This is a genomic window from Micromonospora marina (assembly GCF_900091565.1).
Lineage (GTDB): Bacteria > Actinomycetota > Actinomycetes > Mycobacteriales > Micromonosporaceae > Micromonospora > Micromonospora marina.
The window spans coordinates 325,867-342,561 of record NZ_FMCV01000001.1 but is presented as its reverse complement, the minus strand read 5'-3'; the positions used below and the strand labels follow the sequence as shown (position 1 = coordinate 342,561).

The following is a 16,695-nucleotide window of genomic DNA, read 5'->3' as shown; positions in this document are numbered from 1 at the left end:
CGCAGAGAGGAGGACACGTTGACACAGTCGACCGAGGCCCGGCCGGAGGCGCCGCCGCGCCCGGCGGTCCGGCGCGGGGTCGCCGTACGCCCGGCGGCGGTCGGACTGCCGGCGCTGGGACTGGTGATCGCGGTGGCGGCCTGGTGGCTGGTCACCTCGGGCCTGAACCTGGTGCACCCGGCCGCGTTGCCCCCGCCGCAGGCGGTGGGGAAGTCCCTCACCGGCACCACGGAGGTGCTGCTGCCCGCGCTGGGCATCACCACCTGGATGACCCTGTTCGGCTTCCTGCTCTCGTCGGTGGCCGGGGTGCTGATCGGGATGGCGCTGGCCGCCTCCCGCCGGGTGGAGCGGATGTTCGCGCCGCTGCTGGTGGCGGTGAACGCGGTCCCGAAGATCGCGTTCGGGCCGCTGCTGGTGGTGGCGGTGGGCTGGGGGCAGAAACCCATCCTGACCATGGTTTTCCTGCTCTGTTTCTTCCCGATCGTGCTCTCCACCGCGACCGGCCTGACCACCACTCCGGCGGATCTGGCGGAGCTGGGCCGGTCGCTCAACGCCTCGTGGTGGCAGTCGTTCCGCAAGGTGCGCTTCCCGGCGGCGTTGCCGCAGATCTTCGTCGGGCTCAAGGTGGCCATGCCGCTGGCCGCGATCGGGGCGGTGATCGGGGAGTTCTACTCCGACCGCCCGGGCCTGGGGTATCAGATCCTCCAGTACAACGGCGTCGGTGACACCGCGACCGCCTGGGCGGCGATCGTGCTGGTGGCACTGATGAGCATCGTGCTCTACGCGGCCCTGAGCCTGGTCGAGCGCCTGGCCCTGCCCTGGGTGCGGGCCACCACCTCAGCCCGCTGAGCCCCAGACAGAGAACCCGACGTCGACCGAGAACCCAGAAGAAGACATCAACCCCACGGCTGGCGGCCGACCACGACAGGCGTGGCCCCACCGCAAACCGGCGCAGGGATCAAGCCTGAGCCGGTTGCGGTGGGGCCACGCCCCCTGCAGTGACTAACCAGCGAGCCGCCAGCGACCACCCCGAGCCACCAGCGTCGTCAACGCCTGCGGCATCAAGCCGGAGTGGTTGTCCGGCGTCATCCGGATCGGCCCGGACAGCCCGTCGAGCTGCGAGGTCTCCAGCACGTCACGCAGCGCGTCCCGGTGGACGGTGCCCGGCTCGCCGCCGGCCCGCTGCTCGGCGTCGGCGATCAGCTGGACCGCGTCCGCCGCGAACGAGGAGAAGCCGTTGTAGCCGCCGAACCGGGCGGTGTAGTCCTGGAACCACTGCCGTCGCGCGGCCTTGGCCGGGGTGGTGGCGATCACGTCGTCGATCACCATGGTCTGGGTGAAGATCAGCGTCGCCTCGTCGGTCGAGCGGGCCGACGGGCCCAGGAAGAGGTCGCCGGCGGCCGTGGCGTCGAAGAACAGCGACCCGCGGAACTTGCTCTGCCGGGCGGTGGTGGCGGCGAGCATCGCCTGCTCCGGCGTGGTCCACAGGACCAGTGCCTGCGGTTTGCCGTCGATCAGCTCGTTGATCTGCGTGCCGACCTCGGTGTCGGTGACCCGCACCGACTCGTTGCCGACCAGCTTGATCGGGGTCTTGCTCAGTTCGCGGCGCAGGGCGGCGAGCCCTTCCTGGCCGTAGCCCTCGGCGCTGTGCAGCAGCGCCACCTTGCGGATGTTGCGCCGGTCCAGTTCACCGACGAGCGCGGCGGCGCTGTCGGTGGCGTTCGGGGCGAGCTTGAAGACATATCGGCGCTCGGCCACCGGCTCGGTGATGGCACTCGACGACCCGAGTGCGATCGTCGGAATGCGCTTCTCGCCGATCGTTCGGGCCGCGCCGACGGCGCATTCGTTGCAGCCGCCCATGATGACCGCGCTCACGCGTGAGTCACTGCTGAAATCGTTGATGTTCCGCAAGGACTCCGCCGCGTCCGAGCGGTTGTCCTTGACCCGCAGATCGATCTTCCGGCCGCCCAGCGCGCCGGAGGCGTTCAACTGCTCGACCTTCAGTTGCAGAGCCCGTTGGTAGACCTTGCCGACCGGCGCCGACGCGCCGGAGAGTTCCAGGTCGGCGGCGATCACGATCGGGCTGGTGTCCTGCGGTTCCCCGCCGATCCCGCAGCCGGTGAGCGTGGTGGCCAGCACGGCCGATGCGAGCGCCGCGATGCTCGCGGAGCGGATGGGGCTCAACTCAGTCCTCCAGGTGCGGCGCGGGCCGACGCCCGACCACCGCCGCTCGTCCGTCCTCAGTGGAGGAACGGGATTGGTTTGCCGTACGGTGTGCGCGAAGCCTGCAAAACCTTGCCAATGCCGGGGCCTGTGGTCAAGCGGGGATGTCGGGTGCTGTTTCGGGACAACCATCCCACATGCTGGGGTCACGGAGCATTAACCGACAATTACTGCACAGAAGCGTGTGACCACTCTGGAGTGACATCCCCTGTTCAGGGGGTCGGAGAAAAGAAGGTATTAGGTGATCGGATCCCGGGTTGCGTCAGCCGCGACCGTTTCCTGCCTCACTGCGGCTTCCCAAACAGGATCTCGTCTGATGAAATCGCGGCCGTGCCGCGCGCGGCGCTGGCCGCTGCGCCAGGCACGGGTCAGCGGGTCGCGCGTGGAAGAAACGACGGAGGCGATGTCGTGAGCACCGGACCTACGGCCCTGCCCGGGACCCCCGACGCCGAACAGCGGAACCGGCGCCGGCGCCTGCCCAGGCTGCGCGACGCGCGGATCCGCTCCAAGCTCGCCCTCATCCTGGTCGTTCCGGTCGCAGCTGTCATCGCACTGGCAACTATCCGACTCGTCTCGGTCGGTCAGGGCGCGTACGAGGCGGACCAGGTCCGGGCGCTGAGCGCGGTGTCGGTCGACATCGCGGCGCTCACCCAGGACCTGCACAAGGAGCGGATGGCGGCGGCGGTCTTCCTGGCCGACGCGAACCAGAAGCCGGACGCCTACAACCTGCGGGTGCGCCAGACCGACGAGCGCATCGCGGCGTACCAGGACGAGCGGGGTAGGCTCGGCGACCTGACGGGCGCCATCAGCAACCAGCTCAAGGTGATCGACGCCCACCTGTCCACGTTGAACGGCACCCGCCAGGAGGTGCTGGACCGGCTGCAGATGCCGGTGGCCGAGGCGGCCCTGCGCTACGGCATCGTGCTGGACGACCTGGTCGCGTACAGCGACGCGCTGGCCCAGCAGCCGGGCGCGGACAGCCTGGCCGACGCCCGCCGTGCGGTGGCCGCGTTCGCCCACGCCAAGGCCGAGGTGGCCGAGGAGCAGGCGGTGGCCTTCACCGCACTCGACGGCGGCGCGGTCGACGAGGAGCAGTTCTCGTCCTTCGTGGCCACGCTCACCGGTCAGCAGGAGGCGCTGCTCACCTTCTCCCGGACCGCGACGCCGAGCCAGCGGGCCCTGGTGGACCGCACCGTCTCCGGTGACGCCGTCCAGCTCGCCGACCGGGTCGCCGGCGACATCTCCCGGTCCGTCGGGCGCCCGGCGCTGGTCACCCGCGACGAGGCGTCCGCCGCCGTCGGCGCGGTCGACGACCTGATGCGGTGGGCCGAGATCCAGCTCCTGGACGACATGCTCGCCGACGCCGACGAGGTACGCGCCGACGTGATCCGGCAGGCGATCGTGGAGAGCCTGCTCGTGCTGCTCACGCTCGCGGTCGCGGTGACGCTCGCCGTGGTGCTCGCCCGCTCGCTCAACGACTCGCTGCGGCGGCTGCGTGAGGGCGCGCTCGCCGTGGCCAACCACGACCTGCCGGACGCGGTGAGCCGGCTCCAGAACGTCAACGCCATCGGCGACGGCGGCGTGGACGAGATCGTCCAGCAGGTACGGGATCCGATCAAGCTGAGCAACCGCGACGAGGTCGGCCAGGTGGCAGTGGCCTTCAACGTGGTCCACCGCGAGGCGGTCCGGGTCGCGGCCGAACAGGCCGCACTGCGGACGAGCGTCTCGGCGATGTTCCTCAACCTGGCCCGCCGCTCGCAGAGCCTGGTCGACCGGATGATCGGCGAGCTGGACGCGATCGAGCGGTCCGAAGAGGACCCGAAGCGTCTGGCGCAGCTGTTCGAGCTGGACCACCTCGCCACCCGGATGCGCCGCAACGACGAGAACCTGCTGGTGCTCGCCGGCGCCGACTCGGCCGTGCCGCGTCGCGACGACGCGCTCCTGGTCGACGTGCTGCGCGCTGCGCAGTCCGAGGTCGAGCTCTACAACCGGATCGAGTTCGGCACCGTCGACAACGACATCTCGGTCGCCGCGCACGCCGTCAACGACGTCGTCCGGCTGGTCGCCGAGCTGCTCGACAACGCCACCCGGTTCTCGCCACCGAACACCGCAGTGGTCGCCGACGGCCGCCGGATCCGCGACTACGTGCTGATCCAGATCGAGGACCGCGGTCTGGGCCTCAGCGACGACCAGCTCGACTCGCTCAACCGGCGCCTGGCCGCGCCGCCGACCGTCGACGTGGCGGCGTTCCGGCTGATGGGCCTGGCCGTGGTGAGCCGGCTCGCGTCCCGCTACGGGATCCGCGTCGAGCTGCGCCGCAACGTCGAGGGCGGCACCGTCGCCCAGGTCACGCTGCCGAACTCGACAGTCGTGCTGCCGGCCAACCGGGGCCAGGCCCCGCTGACCCGGCCGCGTCAGCCGCTCGCCGTCGAGCAGTCGCCGCTCAGCCAGGTCGGCGGCACCGACGCACTCGCCGGCGCCGGGCGGGGCGCGGCCACCGCGACGCTCGCCGACCAGTGGCGCGGGACGACCACCGCTCCGCCGTCCCGGTGGCAGACGCCCGCCGAGACGCGCGACACCACGCCCGCCGTGCAGCTGGGTGGGGCGACCGGCGCGCTGCCCACGGTGGCGACGCCCGCCCCGGTGGCCGCGGCGCCCGCGCCCGCGACCGCGCCGGCTCCGGTCTCCGGAGCGGGCTGGTCGGCGGGGGGACCGACGGTGGCGTACCCGGCGCTGGACCCCCTGCCGAAGCGGACGCCGGGTGTCGAGACCACGGCACCCGCGTCCCAGGCCGCGCCTCCGGCCTACCAGCCGCTGGCCGCGGCGCCGGCGGTGGAGAGCACGCCGGCGACGCCGGTGGTGGCCCGGCCCGAACAGCGGGCCGAGGCGCCGATATTCCGGGAGATGGAGGCGGTCTGGTTCCGTTCGCACGGAGACGACGAGACCACGATCTTCACCCGTCCCACGTTCGACGAGCCGCCCGCGCCGGCACAGCCGGCGGTGGCACCCCCCACGGCGTCGGCACGTCCGAAGCTGCCCACCCGCACCCCGGGGGCCCAGGCGTCGGGGCTGACCACGCCGCCCGCGTACAGCCCGCCGGACGTTCCGGCCACGCCGCCGGCGGCCGCGACGCCGCCCCCGGCGCCACCCGCCGCCGAGCCCGCGCCCGCGCCGTCGATCGACCCGGAGGCCTGGCGTACGGCGGCCGACGAGGGCTGGTCGCGGGCCAACCGTGCCGCGGAGCCCACCACCGGCGGCACCACCCGCTCCGGTCTGCCCAAGCGGGTGCCGCAGGCCCAGCTCGTGCCCGGCGGGATAGAGCCGAAGAGCGGCCGGGACCGCAGTCGGCGCACGCCGGACGAGGTACGCGGCCTGCTCTCCGCCTACCACCGTGGCGTCCAGCGGGGCCGTACGGCCGGCGCCGATCTGAACAGCACCTCGACCAAGGAGACGAACCGATGAACAGGCCGGCGGCCATGCAGGACATGGGGTGGCTTCTCACCAACTTCGCCGACAGCGTCGCGGGCATCGCGCACGTGGTGGCGGTGTCCGCGGACGGGCTGCTGCTCGCCTCCTCCCGGGACCTGCCCGGCGACCGGGCCGACCAGCTCGCCGCGATCACCTCCGGCGTGGTGAGCCTGACCGAGGGCGCGGCGCGGATGTTCAGCGCCGGCGGGGTGTTGCAGACCGTGATCGAGATGGACAGCGGCTACCTGTTCCTGATGTCCATCAGCGACGGTTCGTCGATGGCCGTGCTCGCGGCGCGCAGCTGCGACGTCGGCCAGGTGGGTTACGAGATGGCGCTGCTGGTGGAGCGGGTCGGCCAGGCGCTGGTCCCGCTGCCGAGGGACGCGGTCCGGTCCTGATCGGACCGGGGAGCTGACGACCGGAGCCGGTGCGGCTCCGAACGAGGGGAGGTGATCGCGAGATGGACCCGCGACGTGATCCACGTGGCGCGCTGGTGCGTCCGTACGCGGTCACCCGGGGCCGCACCGAGCCGTTGCAGAACATCGCGCTCGAAGCGGTGCTGTCGAGCACGCCGACGCAGTCGGCCGAGGCGCGTTTCGCCGGGCACGACAAGTACCGCATCTCCTCGGTCTGTGAGGGCCGGGCGCAGTCGCTTGCGGAAATCGCCGCTTACACCCGGATGCCGCTGGGCGTCACCCGGGTGCTGGTCGCCGACATGGTGGCCGAGGGCCTGCTGACGCTACATACTGCCGCTCCCGCGACGGGTTTCGCGGCGCGGATGAACCTGCTTGGAAGGGTGCTAAGTGGACTTCGCGAACTATGACCCCGACGGGGCGAGCCGCGGCCGGGAGATCATCTCCGCGAAGATCGTGATCGCGGGTGGCTTCGGCGTGGGCAAGACCACGCTCGTCGGGGCGATCTCCGAGATCCAGCCGCTGACCACCGAGGCGCTGATGACCGCGGCTGGCGTGGGCATCGACGACGCGTCGAAGGTGCCGGGCAAGGAGACCACCACGGTCGCCATGGACTTCGGCCGTATCACGATGGCCGAGGACCTGATCCTCTATCTGTTCGGGACGCCGGGCCAGACCCGCTTCTGGTTCATGTGGGACGAGATCATCCGGGGCGCGGTGGGCGCGGCGGTGCTCGTGGACACCCGCCGGATCACCGACGCGTTCGCGCCGCTGGACTACTTCGAGAACCGCAAGCTGCCGTACGTCGTGGCGTTGAACCGCTTCGGCGACGCGCCGCACTACGAGCTGGAGGAGGTCCGGGAGGCGCTCGCGATCTCCCCGGACGTGCCGATGGTCATGTGCGACGCCCGCCAGCGGGACTCGGTCAAGCAGGTGCTCGTCACGGTGGTCGAGCACGCGATGCTCCGCCTCCAGGCCGAGCACGGCTACCCGGCCTCGGTGGGCTGACCGCCTGCGGGTCAGTCGACCCGCAGGCGGTAGCCCCGCTTGACCACTGTGTGCACCACACGGGGGGCGTTCAGCCCGGCCCGCAGGCGGGCGACAGCCATCTCCACCGCGTGCTCGTCGGCGCCGCGCGGCAACGTCCGCAGCAGCGCGGTGCGGGAGAGCACCTTACCCGGCGACGCGGCCAGCGCCCGCAGCACCGCCATCGGCGCCGGCGCCAGCTGACGCAGCTCCCCGTCCACCACCGCGGCGTGCCCGCGCAGCGTCAGCACGTGCCCGGCCGCCTTCACCGAGACCGTGCGCCGGGGCAGTTCCTCGACGATGGTGCGGACCAGGGCGCCCAGCCGGGCCCGGCTCGGCGCGCTCACCGGCACCCCGCGCCGCACCAGTGGTTCGGCGGTGACGGTGCCGACGCACCCGGCCAGCACGTCGCCGCGCAGCGCCTCCAGCACCGTCTCGGTACGGTCCCCGGCCGCCCGCAGCAGTGCCTCGGCCGCCGGGGCCGAGGTGAACGTGACGGCGTCGACGAGACGCCCGGCCACCAGGTCGATCAGCCGGTGCAGCGGCGCCGGGTCGGCCGGTGGCGCCCACCGGTACACCGGCACCTCGATCACCGTGGCGCCGGCCGCCACCAGCGCGTCGGCGCACTCGGGCTGCCGTTCACCGTGTAGCTGCATCGCCACCACCTGGCCGGCCACCCCGCGCCGGACCAGGTGCTCGACCACCTCGTCGCAGCTCTCCGACTCCGGGGACCAGTGCTCGCGCAGCCCGGCGGCACGGATCGCGCCGGTCGCCTTCGGACCACGGGACACCACGTACGCGCGGTCGAGCGTGCCGCGCAGCGGCTCGGCCAGCCCCCAGCCCTCGGCCGCCTCCAGCCAGCCGCGCATGCCGATGCCGGTGTTGGCCATCAGCACGTCCGGCGGGTGTTCCAGGCAGGCCCGGGTGGCCTCACGCAGGTCGGTGTCGTCGGCCAGCGGGACGATCCGCAGCGCCGGGGCGAGCACCACCCGCGCGCCGCGCCGCTGGAGCAGCGCGGCCAGTTCGTCGCGCCGCCGGTCGGCGGTGACGCCGATGGTGAAGCCGGCCAGCTCGTCCCGCATCATTCCTCCTGCCGTAGCCGCACCTCGACCAGGCCGTCCCGGCAGCGCACCGGGTGCCGGCGCAGCGTCACGCCCGGCAGGTCCAGGCACCGCCCGGTGGTGAGGTCGTAGACCTGCTTGTGCAGCGGCGAGGCGAGCGTGGGCACCCCGCCCCGGCTGCCGACCAGGCCCCGGGACATGACGTACGCGCCGCCGACCGGGTCGAGGTTGTCCACCGCGTACAGGCCGTCGGTGGTCCGGAAGACCGCAACCTGGACGTCCTGGACGAGCGCGGCCACGCCCCGGTCGGGGTCGAGCCGGTCCAGCGGGCAGACCGGGGTCCAGTCCAGCGTGACGACGGGCCTCATCGGCGTACCTCCGGCAGGCCCAGCACGACGGGCTGGCGACGGTGCCCGCCGTCCGGGGGCGTGCCCCGGACCGGCACCGGCTGACCCCGCTCCTGGGTGAACGTGATGGACGGGTCGGGCACGTCGGGCGCGTTGACGAAGGAGGTGAAGCGGCGCAGCCGGTCCGGGTCCTCCAGCACGTCGCGCCACTCGTCGGAGTAGCCCGTGACGTGCCGGGCCATCGCCGCGTCGAGGTCGGCGCAGAGCCCGAGCGAGTCGTCCACGAGCACCGACCGGAGGTGGTCCAGGCCGCCGTCCATGGCCTCGATCCAGGCGGCGGTGCGCTGCAACCGGTCGGCGGTGCGAATGTAGTACATGAGGAACCGGTCGATCAGGGTGACCAGTTCGGCGGTGCTCAGGTCGGTGGCGAACAGGTCGGCGTGCCGGGGCCGGAAACCGCCGTTGCCGCCGACGTACAGGTTCCAGCCGGTCTCGGTGGCGATGACGCCGAAGTCCTTGCTCCGGGCCTCGGCGCACTCCCGGGCGCAGCCGGAGACCGCCGACTTGAGCTTGTGCGGCGCACGCAGGCCCCGGTAGCGCAGCTCCAGGGCGACCGCGAGCCCGACCGAGTCCTGCACGCCGTAGCGGCACCAGGTGTCGCCCACGCAGGACTTCACAGTGCGCAGCGCCTTGCCGTACGCGTGGCCCGACTCGAAACCCGCGTCGACCAGCCGGCGCCAGATCTGCGGCAACTGGTCGACCCGCGCGCCGAACAGGTCGATCCGCTGCCCTCCGGTGATCTTGGTGTAGAGCCGGAAGTCGCGCGCCACCTCACCGATCGCGATCAGCTTCTCCGGGGTGATCTCGCCACCGGGAATCCGCGGCACCACCGAGTAGCTGCCGTCGCGCTGCAGGTTGGCCAGGAAGTGGTCGTTCGTGTCCTGGAGCGACGCCTGCTCGCCGTCGAGCACGTGCCCGGTGCCGAGCGACGCCAGGATCGAGGCCACCACCGGCTTGCAGATGTCGCACCCGCTGCCGCGCCCGTGCTCGGCGACGAGCCGGGAGAACGTACTGATGCCCCGCACCCGGATCAGGTCGAACAGCTCCTGCCGGCTGTGGTCGAAGTGCTCGCACAGCGCCGTCGACTGGCGTACCCCGGCGGCGTCCAGCAGCTGCTTCAGCATCGGGACGCAGGAGCCGCAGCTCGTACCGGCGCGGGTGCACGCCTTCAGCGCCGGCACGTCGGTCGCCCCACCGGCGATCGCCGCGTCCAGGTCGGCCCGGGTCACCGCGTTGCAGGAGCAGACCTGCGCGGTGCCGGGCAACGCGCCCGCACCCGCGCCCGCGCCGCCGGCCGGCGCAAGCAACGCCAGCGGGGGAGCGGGTAGCGGCCCGCCGACACTGGCCCGCAACGTCGGGTACGCGCTCGCGTCCCCGACCAGCACGCCGCCGAGCAGCGTCCGCGCGTCGTCGGAGAGGACCAGCTTCGCGTACGAGCGGGTGGCCGGATCGGTGTACGTCACGTCGAGGCAGCCGGGGGTGACGCCGTGCGCGTCACCGAACGAGGCCACGTCCACGCCGAGCAGCTTGAGTTTCGTGGCGGTGTCCGCGCCGGGGAACGTCGCCGCGCCGCCGAGCAGCCGGTCCGCGACCACCTCGGCGGTGGCGTACCCGGGGGCGACCAGACCGTGGCAGACCCCGTCCACCGCCGCGCACTCGCCGACCGCCCAGATCCGCTCGTCGGCGGTCCGGCAGGACGCGTCCACCAGCACGCCGCCGCGCGGGCCCAGCGGCAGCCCCGCCACCCGGGCCAGTTCGTCGCGTGGACGGATCCCGGCGGCCACCACCACCAGCTCCGCGTCGACGGTCCGGCCGTCGGCCAGGTCGAGTGCGGCCACAGTGCCGTCCGGCCCGGTGCGCAGCGCCGTGGTGGCCACCCCGAGGTACGGCGTGACGCCCAGCTCCTCGACGTACCGCCGGAGCATCGCGCCACCCGCCTCGTCCACCTGGACCGGCATCAGCCGGGGCGCGAACTCGACAACGCTCGTGGCGAGTCCGAGCAGCCGCAGCGCGTTCGCCGCCTCCAGCCCGAGCAGCCCGCCACCGATCACCGCGCCGGTACGGCGGCCCCGGGCGTGCTCCCGGATCGCGGACAGGTCGTCCAGCGTCCGGTAGACGAAGACGCCTGGCAGATCGGTGCCGTCGACCGGCGGCACGAACGCGTACGAGCCGGTGGCCAGCACCAGCGCGTCGTACGGGTACTCGCCGGCCGCCGTGGTCACCACCCGCCGGGCCCGGTCGACGCCGGTGGCCGGTTCGCCGAGTCGCAGGTCCACTCCCGCGTCGGGGGTGTGCAGGTTCAGCTCACCGGCGTCCACCCCGTCGAACACGGCCGAGAGCCGCACCCGGTCGTACGCCGGGCGCCGTTCCTCGGCGAGGACCGTGACCCGCCACCGCCCGTCGGTGTCCCGGGCCCGCAGCGCCTCGACGAAGCGCTGCCCCACCATGCCGTTGCCGACGACGACCAGCCTGCTGACCCGCTCGGTCATGACCCCACCTCCACCGTCTCGCGTACCTCGTCGGTTGTGGACGGATCCGCCTCGGCGAGCCAGCCGGCGATGCCCGCCACCGCGTCCCGGCAGCTGCCGCAGCCGGTGGCGGCCCGGGTCGCCGCGGACAGCGCCGCCGCCGTCCGGGCGCCCGCCCGCCAGCACGCCACCAGTGCGCCCTTGCTCACGTCGTTGCACCGGCACACGGTCGCGGCGTCCGGCATCAGCGCCGGTGACGCGGCCGGTCCGGCCGGCATCTCGCCGAACGCCCGGCCGAGCAGCAGCGAACGCCGGTCCGCCGGCACCGGCGCGCCCCTGTCGAAAAGCTGCACCACGGTGCCGACCGCCGGATTGTCGCCGAGCAGGATCGCGCCGGTCAGTCGCTCGTCCCGGATGCGCAGCCGGGCGTAGGTGCCCCGGGCCGGGTCGGCGAAGGTCAGCTCCTCGACCGGTCCGTCCGGGTCGCCCGTGCCGGCCACGTCGCCCATCGCGGCCAGGTCGATGCCGGCCGCCTTGAGCCGGGTCACCGCCGGCCGGGGCCGGTAGCGGGCCAGCGGGTCCGCGCCGGTCAGCACGTCGGCCACCACCCGGGCCTGTGCCCAGGCGGGCGCGACCAGCCCGGTCAGCGTGCCGTCGTGCTGCGCGCAGTCGCCGATCGCGGAGATCCGCCGGTCGCTCGTCCGCATCCGGTCGTCCACCACCACACCCCGCTCGACGGCGAGCCCGGCCGCCGCGGCGAGCGCGGTGTCGGGGCGTACCCCGCAGCAGAGCACCAGCAGGTCGGCGTCGAGCGGTTCGGCGTCGCCCAGGTGCAGGCGGACGCCGTCGGCGTCGGCGGTCACGGCGGTCGCCGGCACCCCGAGCCGGGACCGGACGCCCAGGCCGGCGAGCGTGCCCGCGAGGACCGCGCCGGCGGGCGGGTCGAGCTGCCGTTCCATCAGGTGGCCGACCGGGTGGACCACAGTCACGTCGAGACCCCGGGCGGCCAGCCCGCGGGCCGCCTCCAGACCCAGCAGCCCGCCGCCGAGCACGATCACGCGTCGCGCGCCCTCGGCGGCGGCGAGGATCCGGCGGCAGTCGCCGAGCGTGCGGAACGGGACGACCCGCTCGGGCAGCGGGGCGAGGCCCGGCAGCGGCGGCACCACGGCCCGGCTGCCGGTGGCGAGCACCAGGTGGTCGTACCCGTGCCGCTCGCCGTCGTCGGTGACCACCTCGCGGGCGGCCCGGTCCACGGCGGTGACCGCCGCGCCGGTGCGGACCCCGACGCCCGGCCCGATTGCTTCGACCAGTTCCACGTCCGGCTCGCCGATGCGCCCGGCGAGCAGCGTGGAGAGCATGATCCGGTTGTACGCGCGGTGCGGCTCCGCCCCGAGCACTGTGACCGAATGGTTCCCGCCGCGCGCGTGCAGCTCGGCGGCGAGCCGGGCGCCGGCCATGCCGTAGCCGACGACGACGATGCGCTCGCTCATGCCGCCTCCACCCGGACCGCGCAGATCTTGAACTCGGGCATCCCGGAGACCGGGTCGAGGGCGTCGTTGGTGACCGAGTTGGCGCGTTGCGCGCCGGGCCAGTGGAACGGCGCGAAGACGGTGTCCGGCCGGATCGCCGTGCTGAGCCGGGCCGGCGCGCGCAGTTCACCCCGGCGGGAGACCACCCGTACCGGTGTCCCTTCGGTCACGCCGATCCGGGCCGCCAGGTCCGGGTGCAGCTCGACGAAGCCGCCGGGTGCGGCCCGGCGCAACGCGGCCACCCGCCGGGTCTGCGCGCCGGACTGGTACTGCGCGAGCACCCGGCCGGTGGTGAAGTGCAGCGGGTAGTCGGCGCACACCGGCTCGGCGGCCGGCCGGTGGGTCACCGGATGGAACCGGGCCCGGCCGTCCGGGGTGGGGAAGCGGTCGGCGAACAGCCGGGGGGTGTCCGGGCCGTCCCGGTCCGGGCAGGGCCAGAACACGCCGGTGTCGGCGTCGATCCGGTCCCAGGTGATCCCGGCGTAGTCGGCCGGCCCGCCGGCCGAGGCCCGGCCCAGCTCCGCGAACACCTCGCGCGGATCGGTCGGCAGCGGGGGCCCGCCGGTCAGCCGTCCGGCGAGCGCGGCGAGGATCTCCAGCTCGGTACGGACGCCGGCGGGTGGCTCGCGCAGTGCCCGGCGGCGCAGCACCCGGCCCTCCAGGTTGGTCATCGTCCCGTCCTCCTCGGCCCACTGGGCGACCGGCAGCACCACGTCGGCCAGCTCGGCCGTCTCGGAGCGGACGAGGTCCGCCACCACGAGCAGGTCCAGGGCACGCAGGCGGGACTCGACCCGCGCCGCGCGGGGCGCGGAAACGACCGGGTTGGAACCGAACACCAGCAGCGCTTGCGCGCCGGACGGCGTGCCGAGGGCGTCGAGGAGCTGGTACGCCGGAACACCCGGCCCGGGTAGCGAGTCCGGGTCGACGCCCCACACCCCGGCCACGTGCGCGCGGGCCGCCGGGTCGTCGATGCGCCGGTATCCGGGGAGCTGGTCGGCCTTCTGCCCGTGTTCCCGGCCGCCCTGTCCGTTCCCCTGCCCGGTCAGGCAGCCGTAGCCGGAGCCGGGACGGCCGGGCAGGCCCAGGGCGAGTGCCAGGTTGATGAAGGCGGTGACGGTGTCGACGCCCTTGGCGTGCTGCTCGGCGCCCCGGGCGGTGAGGACGACCGCCCGGTCCACTGTGGCCAGTGCGCGGGCGGTCGCGTACAGGTCGGCCACCGACACGCCGGAGAGCCGTTCGACCTCCGCCGGCCAGTAGCCGGCCACCGTCCGCCGGACCTCGTCGAAGCCGGTGGTCCGCTCCGCGACGTACGTCCGATCCAGCCAGCCCTCGGTGAGCGCGATGTGCAGCAGCGCGTTCGCCACCGCGAGGTCGGTGCCGGGCAGGGGTTGCAGGTGCAGGTCTGCCTGGCGGGCGGTGGCGGTGGCGCGCGGATCGACCACGATCAGCCGGCCGCCGCGTTCCCGCAGGTCGGCGACGTGCCGCATCAGCGGCGGCATGGTCTCGGCCGGGTTCGCGCCCACCAGCAGCAGCGTGTCCGCGCGGCCGAGGTCGGCGAGCGGGAACGGCAGTCCACGGTCGATTCCGAACGCCCGGTTCCCGGCCGCGGCGGCCGAGGACATGCACCAGCGCCCGTTGTAGTCGATGTGCCGGGTGCGCAGCGTCACCCGGGCGAAGCGGCCGAGCGCGTACGCCTTCTCGTTGGTGAGCCCACCGCCGCCGAAGACCGCGACCGCGTCCGGCCCGTGGCGGTGCTGCACGTCCCGGACCCCGGCGGCGACGCGGTCCAGCGCCTCGTCCCAGGCCGCCGGCCGCAGCTCGCCGCCGGGCCGGTCGCGCAGGAGCGGGGTGGTGAGCCGCTCCGGGTGGTCGAGCAGGTCGGCGGCGGTCCAGCCCTTCTGGCACAGCCCGCCCCGGTTAGTGGGGAAGTCGCGTGCGGCGACCTCGACACCGTCACCGGTGGCGCGCAGCACCATGCCGCACTGCAACGCGCAGTACGGGCAGTGCGTGGCGGCCTCGACGGGGCGCAACCCCGTTCGCGTCGCCGTGCGTGCACCGTCTGTCATGTCGGAAAAGCGTGCCGTCGGGCGGTTTCCGGTCCGGGTCTGCTCTGTTTCGGTCCTGTCACGACCGCTTCACACCGCACGTGGGTGACGTCGTTCTCCGCGGGGTTTGCAATGTGGGAAGCTTGTCTCAAATGACGGGAGCAATGATGAGCGTGGCGGACGCGTTCGACGCGGTGGCCGGCAGCTACGACCAGGCCCGGCGCCGACTCGTGCCCTGCTTCGACGCCTTCTACGGCACCGCTGTCGAGGTGGCCGCACCCCCGCTGCGCGCCGCGCTCACCGCCGGGCGTACCCCCGAGGTGCTGGACCTCGGCGCGGGCACCGGCCTGCTGTCCCTGCTGCTGGCCGCGGCCGTCCCCGGGGTCCGCCTGACGCTCGTGGACGGCGCCCCCGGCATGCTCGCGGTGGCCGCCGCGCACCTGGACGCCCGTGGCGTGCCGCACCGCACGGTCCACGCCGACCTGGCCGGCCCGCTGCCCGCCGGCCGCTACGACGCGGTGGTCTCCGCGCTGGCCGTCCACCACCTCGACGACTCCGGCAAGCGGGCGCTGTACCGGCGGGCCGCTGACGCGCTCGTCCCCGGCGGGGTGTTCGTCAACGCCGAGCAGGTCGCCGGGCCGACCTCCGCGCTGGACCGCCGCTACGACGAGGTGTGGACGGCCCGGATCACCGAGCTGGGCTCCGACGCCGAGGAGATCGCCGCCGCGCGGGAGCGGATGCGGCACGACCGGCCGGCGACGGTGGCCGAGCAGTGCCGGTGGCTGGCCGAGGCGGGCCTGGTGGACGTGGACTGCTTCTTCAAGGAATGGCGCTTCGCGGTCTTCGGCGGTCAGCGGCCGGGGGGACCGGCGAGATGATTCTCGAGCCGCTCGGCGAAACGGGGTGCGCCGGCCTTCCGTAGGTGGGCGATCAGTTCGACCAGGTTCTTGTCCTCGGCGACCAGGCTGCGCCGGTAGTAGTCGATCTGCCGCGCCATCGTCTGCAGGACCAGCGGCGTCGAATGGTCGGCCACCCAGTTGAGGAACTCGTCGGCGGTCAAGACCGACAGTGATTCCCGTACGCATTCCGGCGGAAAGGCGCGCCGGTCGTCGGTCACCAGGATGTCGGCGCGCCCGTGGACGGCGGCGGCCAGCACGTGCCGGTCGTCCGGGTCCGGCGGGCACGGCACGTCGTTCGGCGAACAGCCGGTGACGAGGCCGTACGGGAACGCCTGGACGAAGCGTCGCCGCTGCCCGCCGATCGCCTGCTCGGAATGCTCGGGCCGCTTGCGGCGCAGGCGGTACATCCATTCCGCCAGGACGTCCTCGCTGTACCGCAGATCGAAGACGGCGCAGTCGCCTTCGAGCGCGAGAAGGCTGATCCAGTCGCGAAGGGTCCTGGAATAGAGAACGTTCGCGTCCAGGAACACCAGGGCGGCGCTGGGGATCACAGTGGACACCCTACCCAGCGCCCCGTGGCCGGTCCGGGAACTACACGTCGTCGGTGAAGCCCAGCGCGTCGGACTCCCACATCAGGGCCTCGTACGACTTCCGTCGCTCCTCCATCTGCCGTTGCCGGAATGCGAGGACGTCGCGGAGGAAGAGGCGCCGGTGGCTCCCGACGCGGTGGGACGCGATCGCCCCGCTCTCCAGAAGGCGCACGAGTGTGGGGCGGGACATGCCCAGCAGCTTCGCCGCCTCGGTCGTCGTCAGTTCGCGGGAGACGGCGCTGATCGCGACGCCGTCGCCGCGGGCGAGCATCGCCGAGATCTGATGGAGGACGTCGAACATCTGGGCGGGAACCTCGACCTCTTCGCCGTCCGCCGAGACGAGGCGGGCTACCCCCTCGCCTGCGTCAAGGGGGTGCCGCACGAGGAACTCCTCCATGGCGGCTGCCTTCTGGCGCTCCGCTCCATCGGTGGGCATGACCGAGGCGGCCATGCCGGTGCTGAGGCTCATGGCGGCTCCCTGTGGCAGATGCGGCTCGCGTCCTGACCGTCCGGACTCATCCCATGGTCCCTTCCAAGTGCAATATCCGCAACCAGCTTCGGTTGTT

At 73.4% G+C, this 16,695-nt stretch carries 14 protein-coding genes; 6 read left to right on the top strand and 8 right to left on the bottom strand.

All coding sequences use genetic code 11. The features are described 5' to 3' along the window. Positions 1-18: 18 nt before the first annotated feature. A complete protein-coding gene (locus GA0070215_RS01550) occupies positions 19-849 on the top strand; it encodes an ABC transporter permease (RefSeq protein ID WP_091041110.1) in 831 nt (276 codons plus the stop codon). A gap of 153 nt (positions 850-1,002) precedes the next feature. Here GA0070215_RS01550 and GA0070215_RS01545 read toward each other — a convergent pair whose 3' ends face one another. Further along, positions 1,003-2,184 (bottom strand): ABC transporter substrate-binding protein, encoded by a 1,182-nt coding sequence (locus GA0070215_RS01545; protein ID WP_018784585.1) that lies wholly within the window; start codon positions 2,182-2,184, stop codon positions 1,003-1,005. Between the two features lie 447 nt (positions 2,185-2,631). Here GA0070215_RS01545 and GA0070215_RS01540 point away from each other — a divergent pair, with 447 nt between their 5' ends. The 4 genes from GA0070215_RS01540 to GA0070215_RS01525 all read left to right on the top strand — a co-directional run bounded on the left by GA0070215_RS01540 (position 2,632) and on the right by GA0070215_RS01525 (position 7,112). Further along, a complete protein-coding gene (locus GA0070215_RS01540) occupies positions 2,632-5,685 on the top strand; it encodes a sensor histidine kinase (protein ID WP_091041105.1) in 3,054 nt (1,017 codons plus the stop codon). Beyond that, positions 5,682-6,089, top strand: coding sequence for a roadblock/LC7 domain-containing protein (locus GA0070215_RS01535; protein ID WP_013288588.1), 408 nt, complete (start codon positions 5,682-5,684; stop codon positions 6,087-6,089). Before GA0070215_RS01540 ends, GA0070215_RS01535 begins: the two co-directional genes overlap by 4 nt. Positions 6,090-6,151: 62 nt before the next feature. Next, positions 6,152-6,514, top strand: a complete 363-nt coding sequence (locus GA0070215_RS01530; RefSeq protein WP_013288587.1) for a DUF742 domain-containing protein — start codon at positions 6,152-6,154, stop codon at positions 6,512-6,514. Further along, positions 6,495-7,112, top strand: coding sequence for a GTP-binding protein (locus GA0070215_RS01525; protein WP_018784589.1), 618 nt, complete (start codon positions 6,495-6,497; stop codon positions 7,110-7,112). The genes GA0070215_RS01530 and GA0070215_RS01525 overlap by 20 nt, the downstream gene beginning before the upstream one ends. Positions 7,113-7,123: 11 nt before the next feature. Here GA0070215_RS01525 and GA0070215_RS01520 read toward each other — a convergent pair whose 3' ends face one another. Genes GA0070215_RS01520 through GA0070215_RS01500 form a run of 5 tightly spaced genes read right to left on the bottom strand, consistent with a single transcriptional unit; the run spans position 7,124 to position 14,661 of the window. Next, positions 7,124-8,212: a uroporphyrinogen-III synthase gene (locus GA0070215_RS01520; RefSeq protein ID WP_018784590.1), complete on the bottom strand. Its 1,089-nt coding sequence runs from the start codon at positions 8,210-8,212 to the stop codon at positions 7,124-7,126. Then, a complete protein-coding gene (gene nirD, locus GA0070215_RS01515) occupies positions 8,212-8,559 on the bottom strand; it encodes a nitrite reductase small subunit NirD (RefSeq protein WP_091041104.1) in 348 nt (115 codons plus the stop codon). The genes GA0070215_RS01520 and nirD overlap by 1 nt, the downstream gene beginning before the upstream one ends. After that, on the bottom strand, positions 8,556-11,087 hold the full coding sequence (gene nirB, locus GA0070215_RS01510; RefSeq protein ID WP_091041103.1) for a nitrite reductase large subunit NirB: 2,532 nt from the start codon (positions 11,085-11,087) through the stop codon (positions 8,556-8,558). The genes nirD and nirB overlap by 4 nt, the downstream gene beginning before the upstream one ends. Further along, a complete protein-coding gene (locus tag GA0070215_RS01505) occupies positions 11,084-12,556 on the bottom strand; it encodes an FAD-dependent oxidoreductase (RefSeq protein ID WP_091041101.1) in 1,473 nt (490 codons plus the stop codon). Before GA0070215_RS01505 ends, nirB begins: the two co-directional genes overlap by 4 nt. Then, a complete protein-coding gene (locus GA0070215_RS01500) occupies positions 12,553-14,661 on the bottom strand; it encodes a molybdopterin oxidoreductase family protein (protein WP_091041099.1) in 2,109 nt (702 codons plus the stop codon). The genes GA0070215_RS01505 and GA0070215_RS01500 overlap by 4 nt, the downstream gene beginning before the upstream one ends. Positions 14,662-14,792: 131 nt before the next feature. On the opposite strand from GA0070215_RS01500, the gene GA0070215_RS01495 reads away from it, so the two are divergent. After that, entirely contained in the window at positions 14,793-15,518 is a 726-nt protein-coding gene (locus GA0070215_RS01495; RefSeq protein WP_244166826.1) for a class I SAM-dependent methyltransferase, read from the top strand. Here the strand turns inward: GA0070215_RS01495 and GA0070215_RS01490 are convergent. Together GA0070215_RS01490 and GA0070215_RS01485 are read right to left on the bottom strand one after the other, a co-directional pair. Beyond that, positions 15,491-16,090, bottom strand: a complete 600-nt coding sequence (locus GA0070215_RS01490; protein ID WP_091041094.1) for a PIN domain-containing protein — start codon at positions 16,088-16,090, stop codon at positions 15,491-15,493. The genes GA0070215_RS01495 and GA0070215_RS01490 overlap by 28 nt on opposite strands. Before the next feature lie 40 nt (positions 16,091-16,130). Further along, positions 16,131-16,598 (bottom strand): helix-turn-helix domain-containing protein, encoded by a 468-nt coding sequence (locus GA0070215_RS01485; RefSeq protein WP_018784597.1) that lies wholly within the window; start codon positions 16,596-16,598, stop codon positions 16,131-16,133. Between the last annotated feature and the right edge of the window lie 97 nt (positions 16,599-16,695).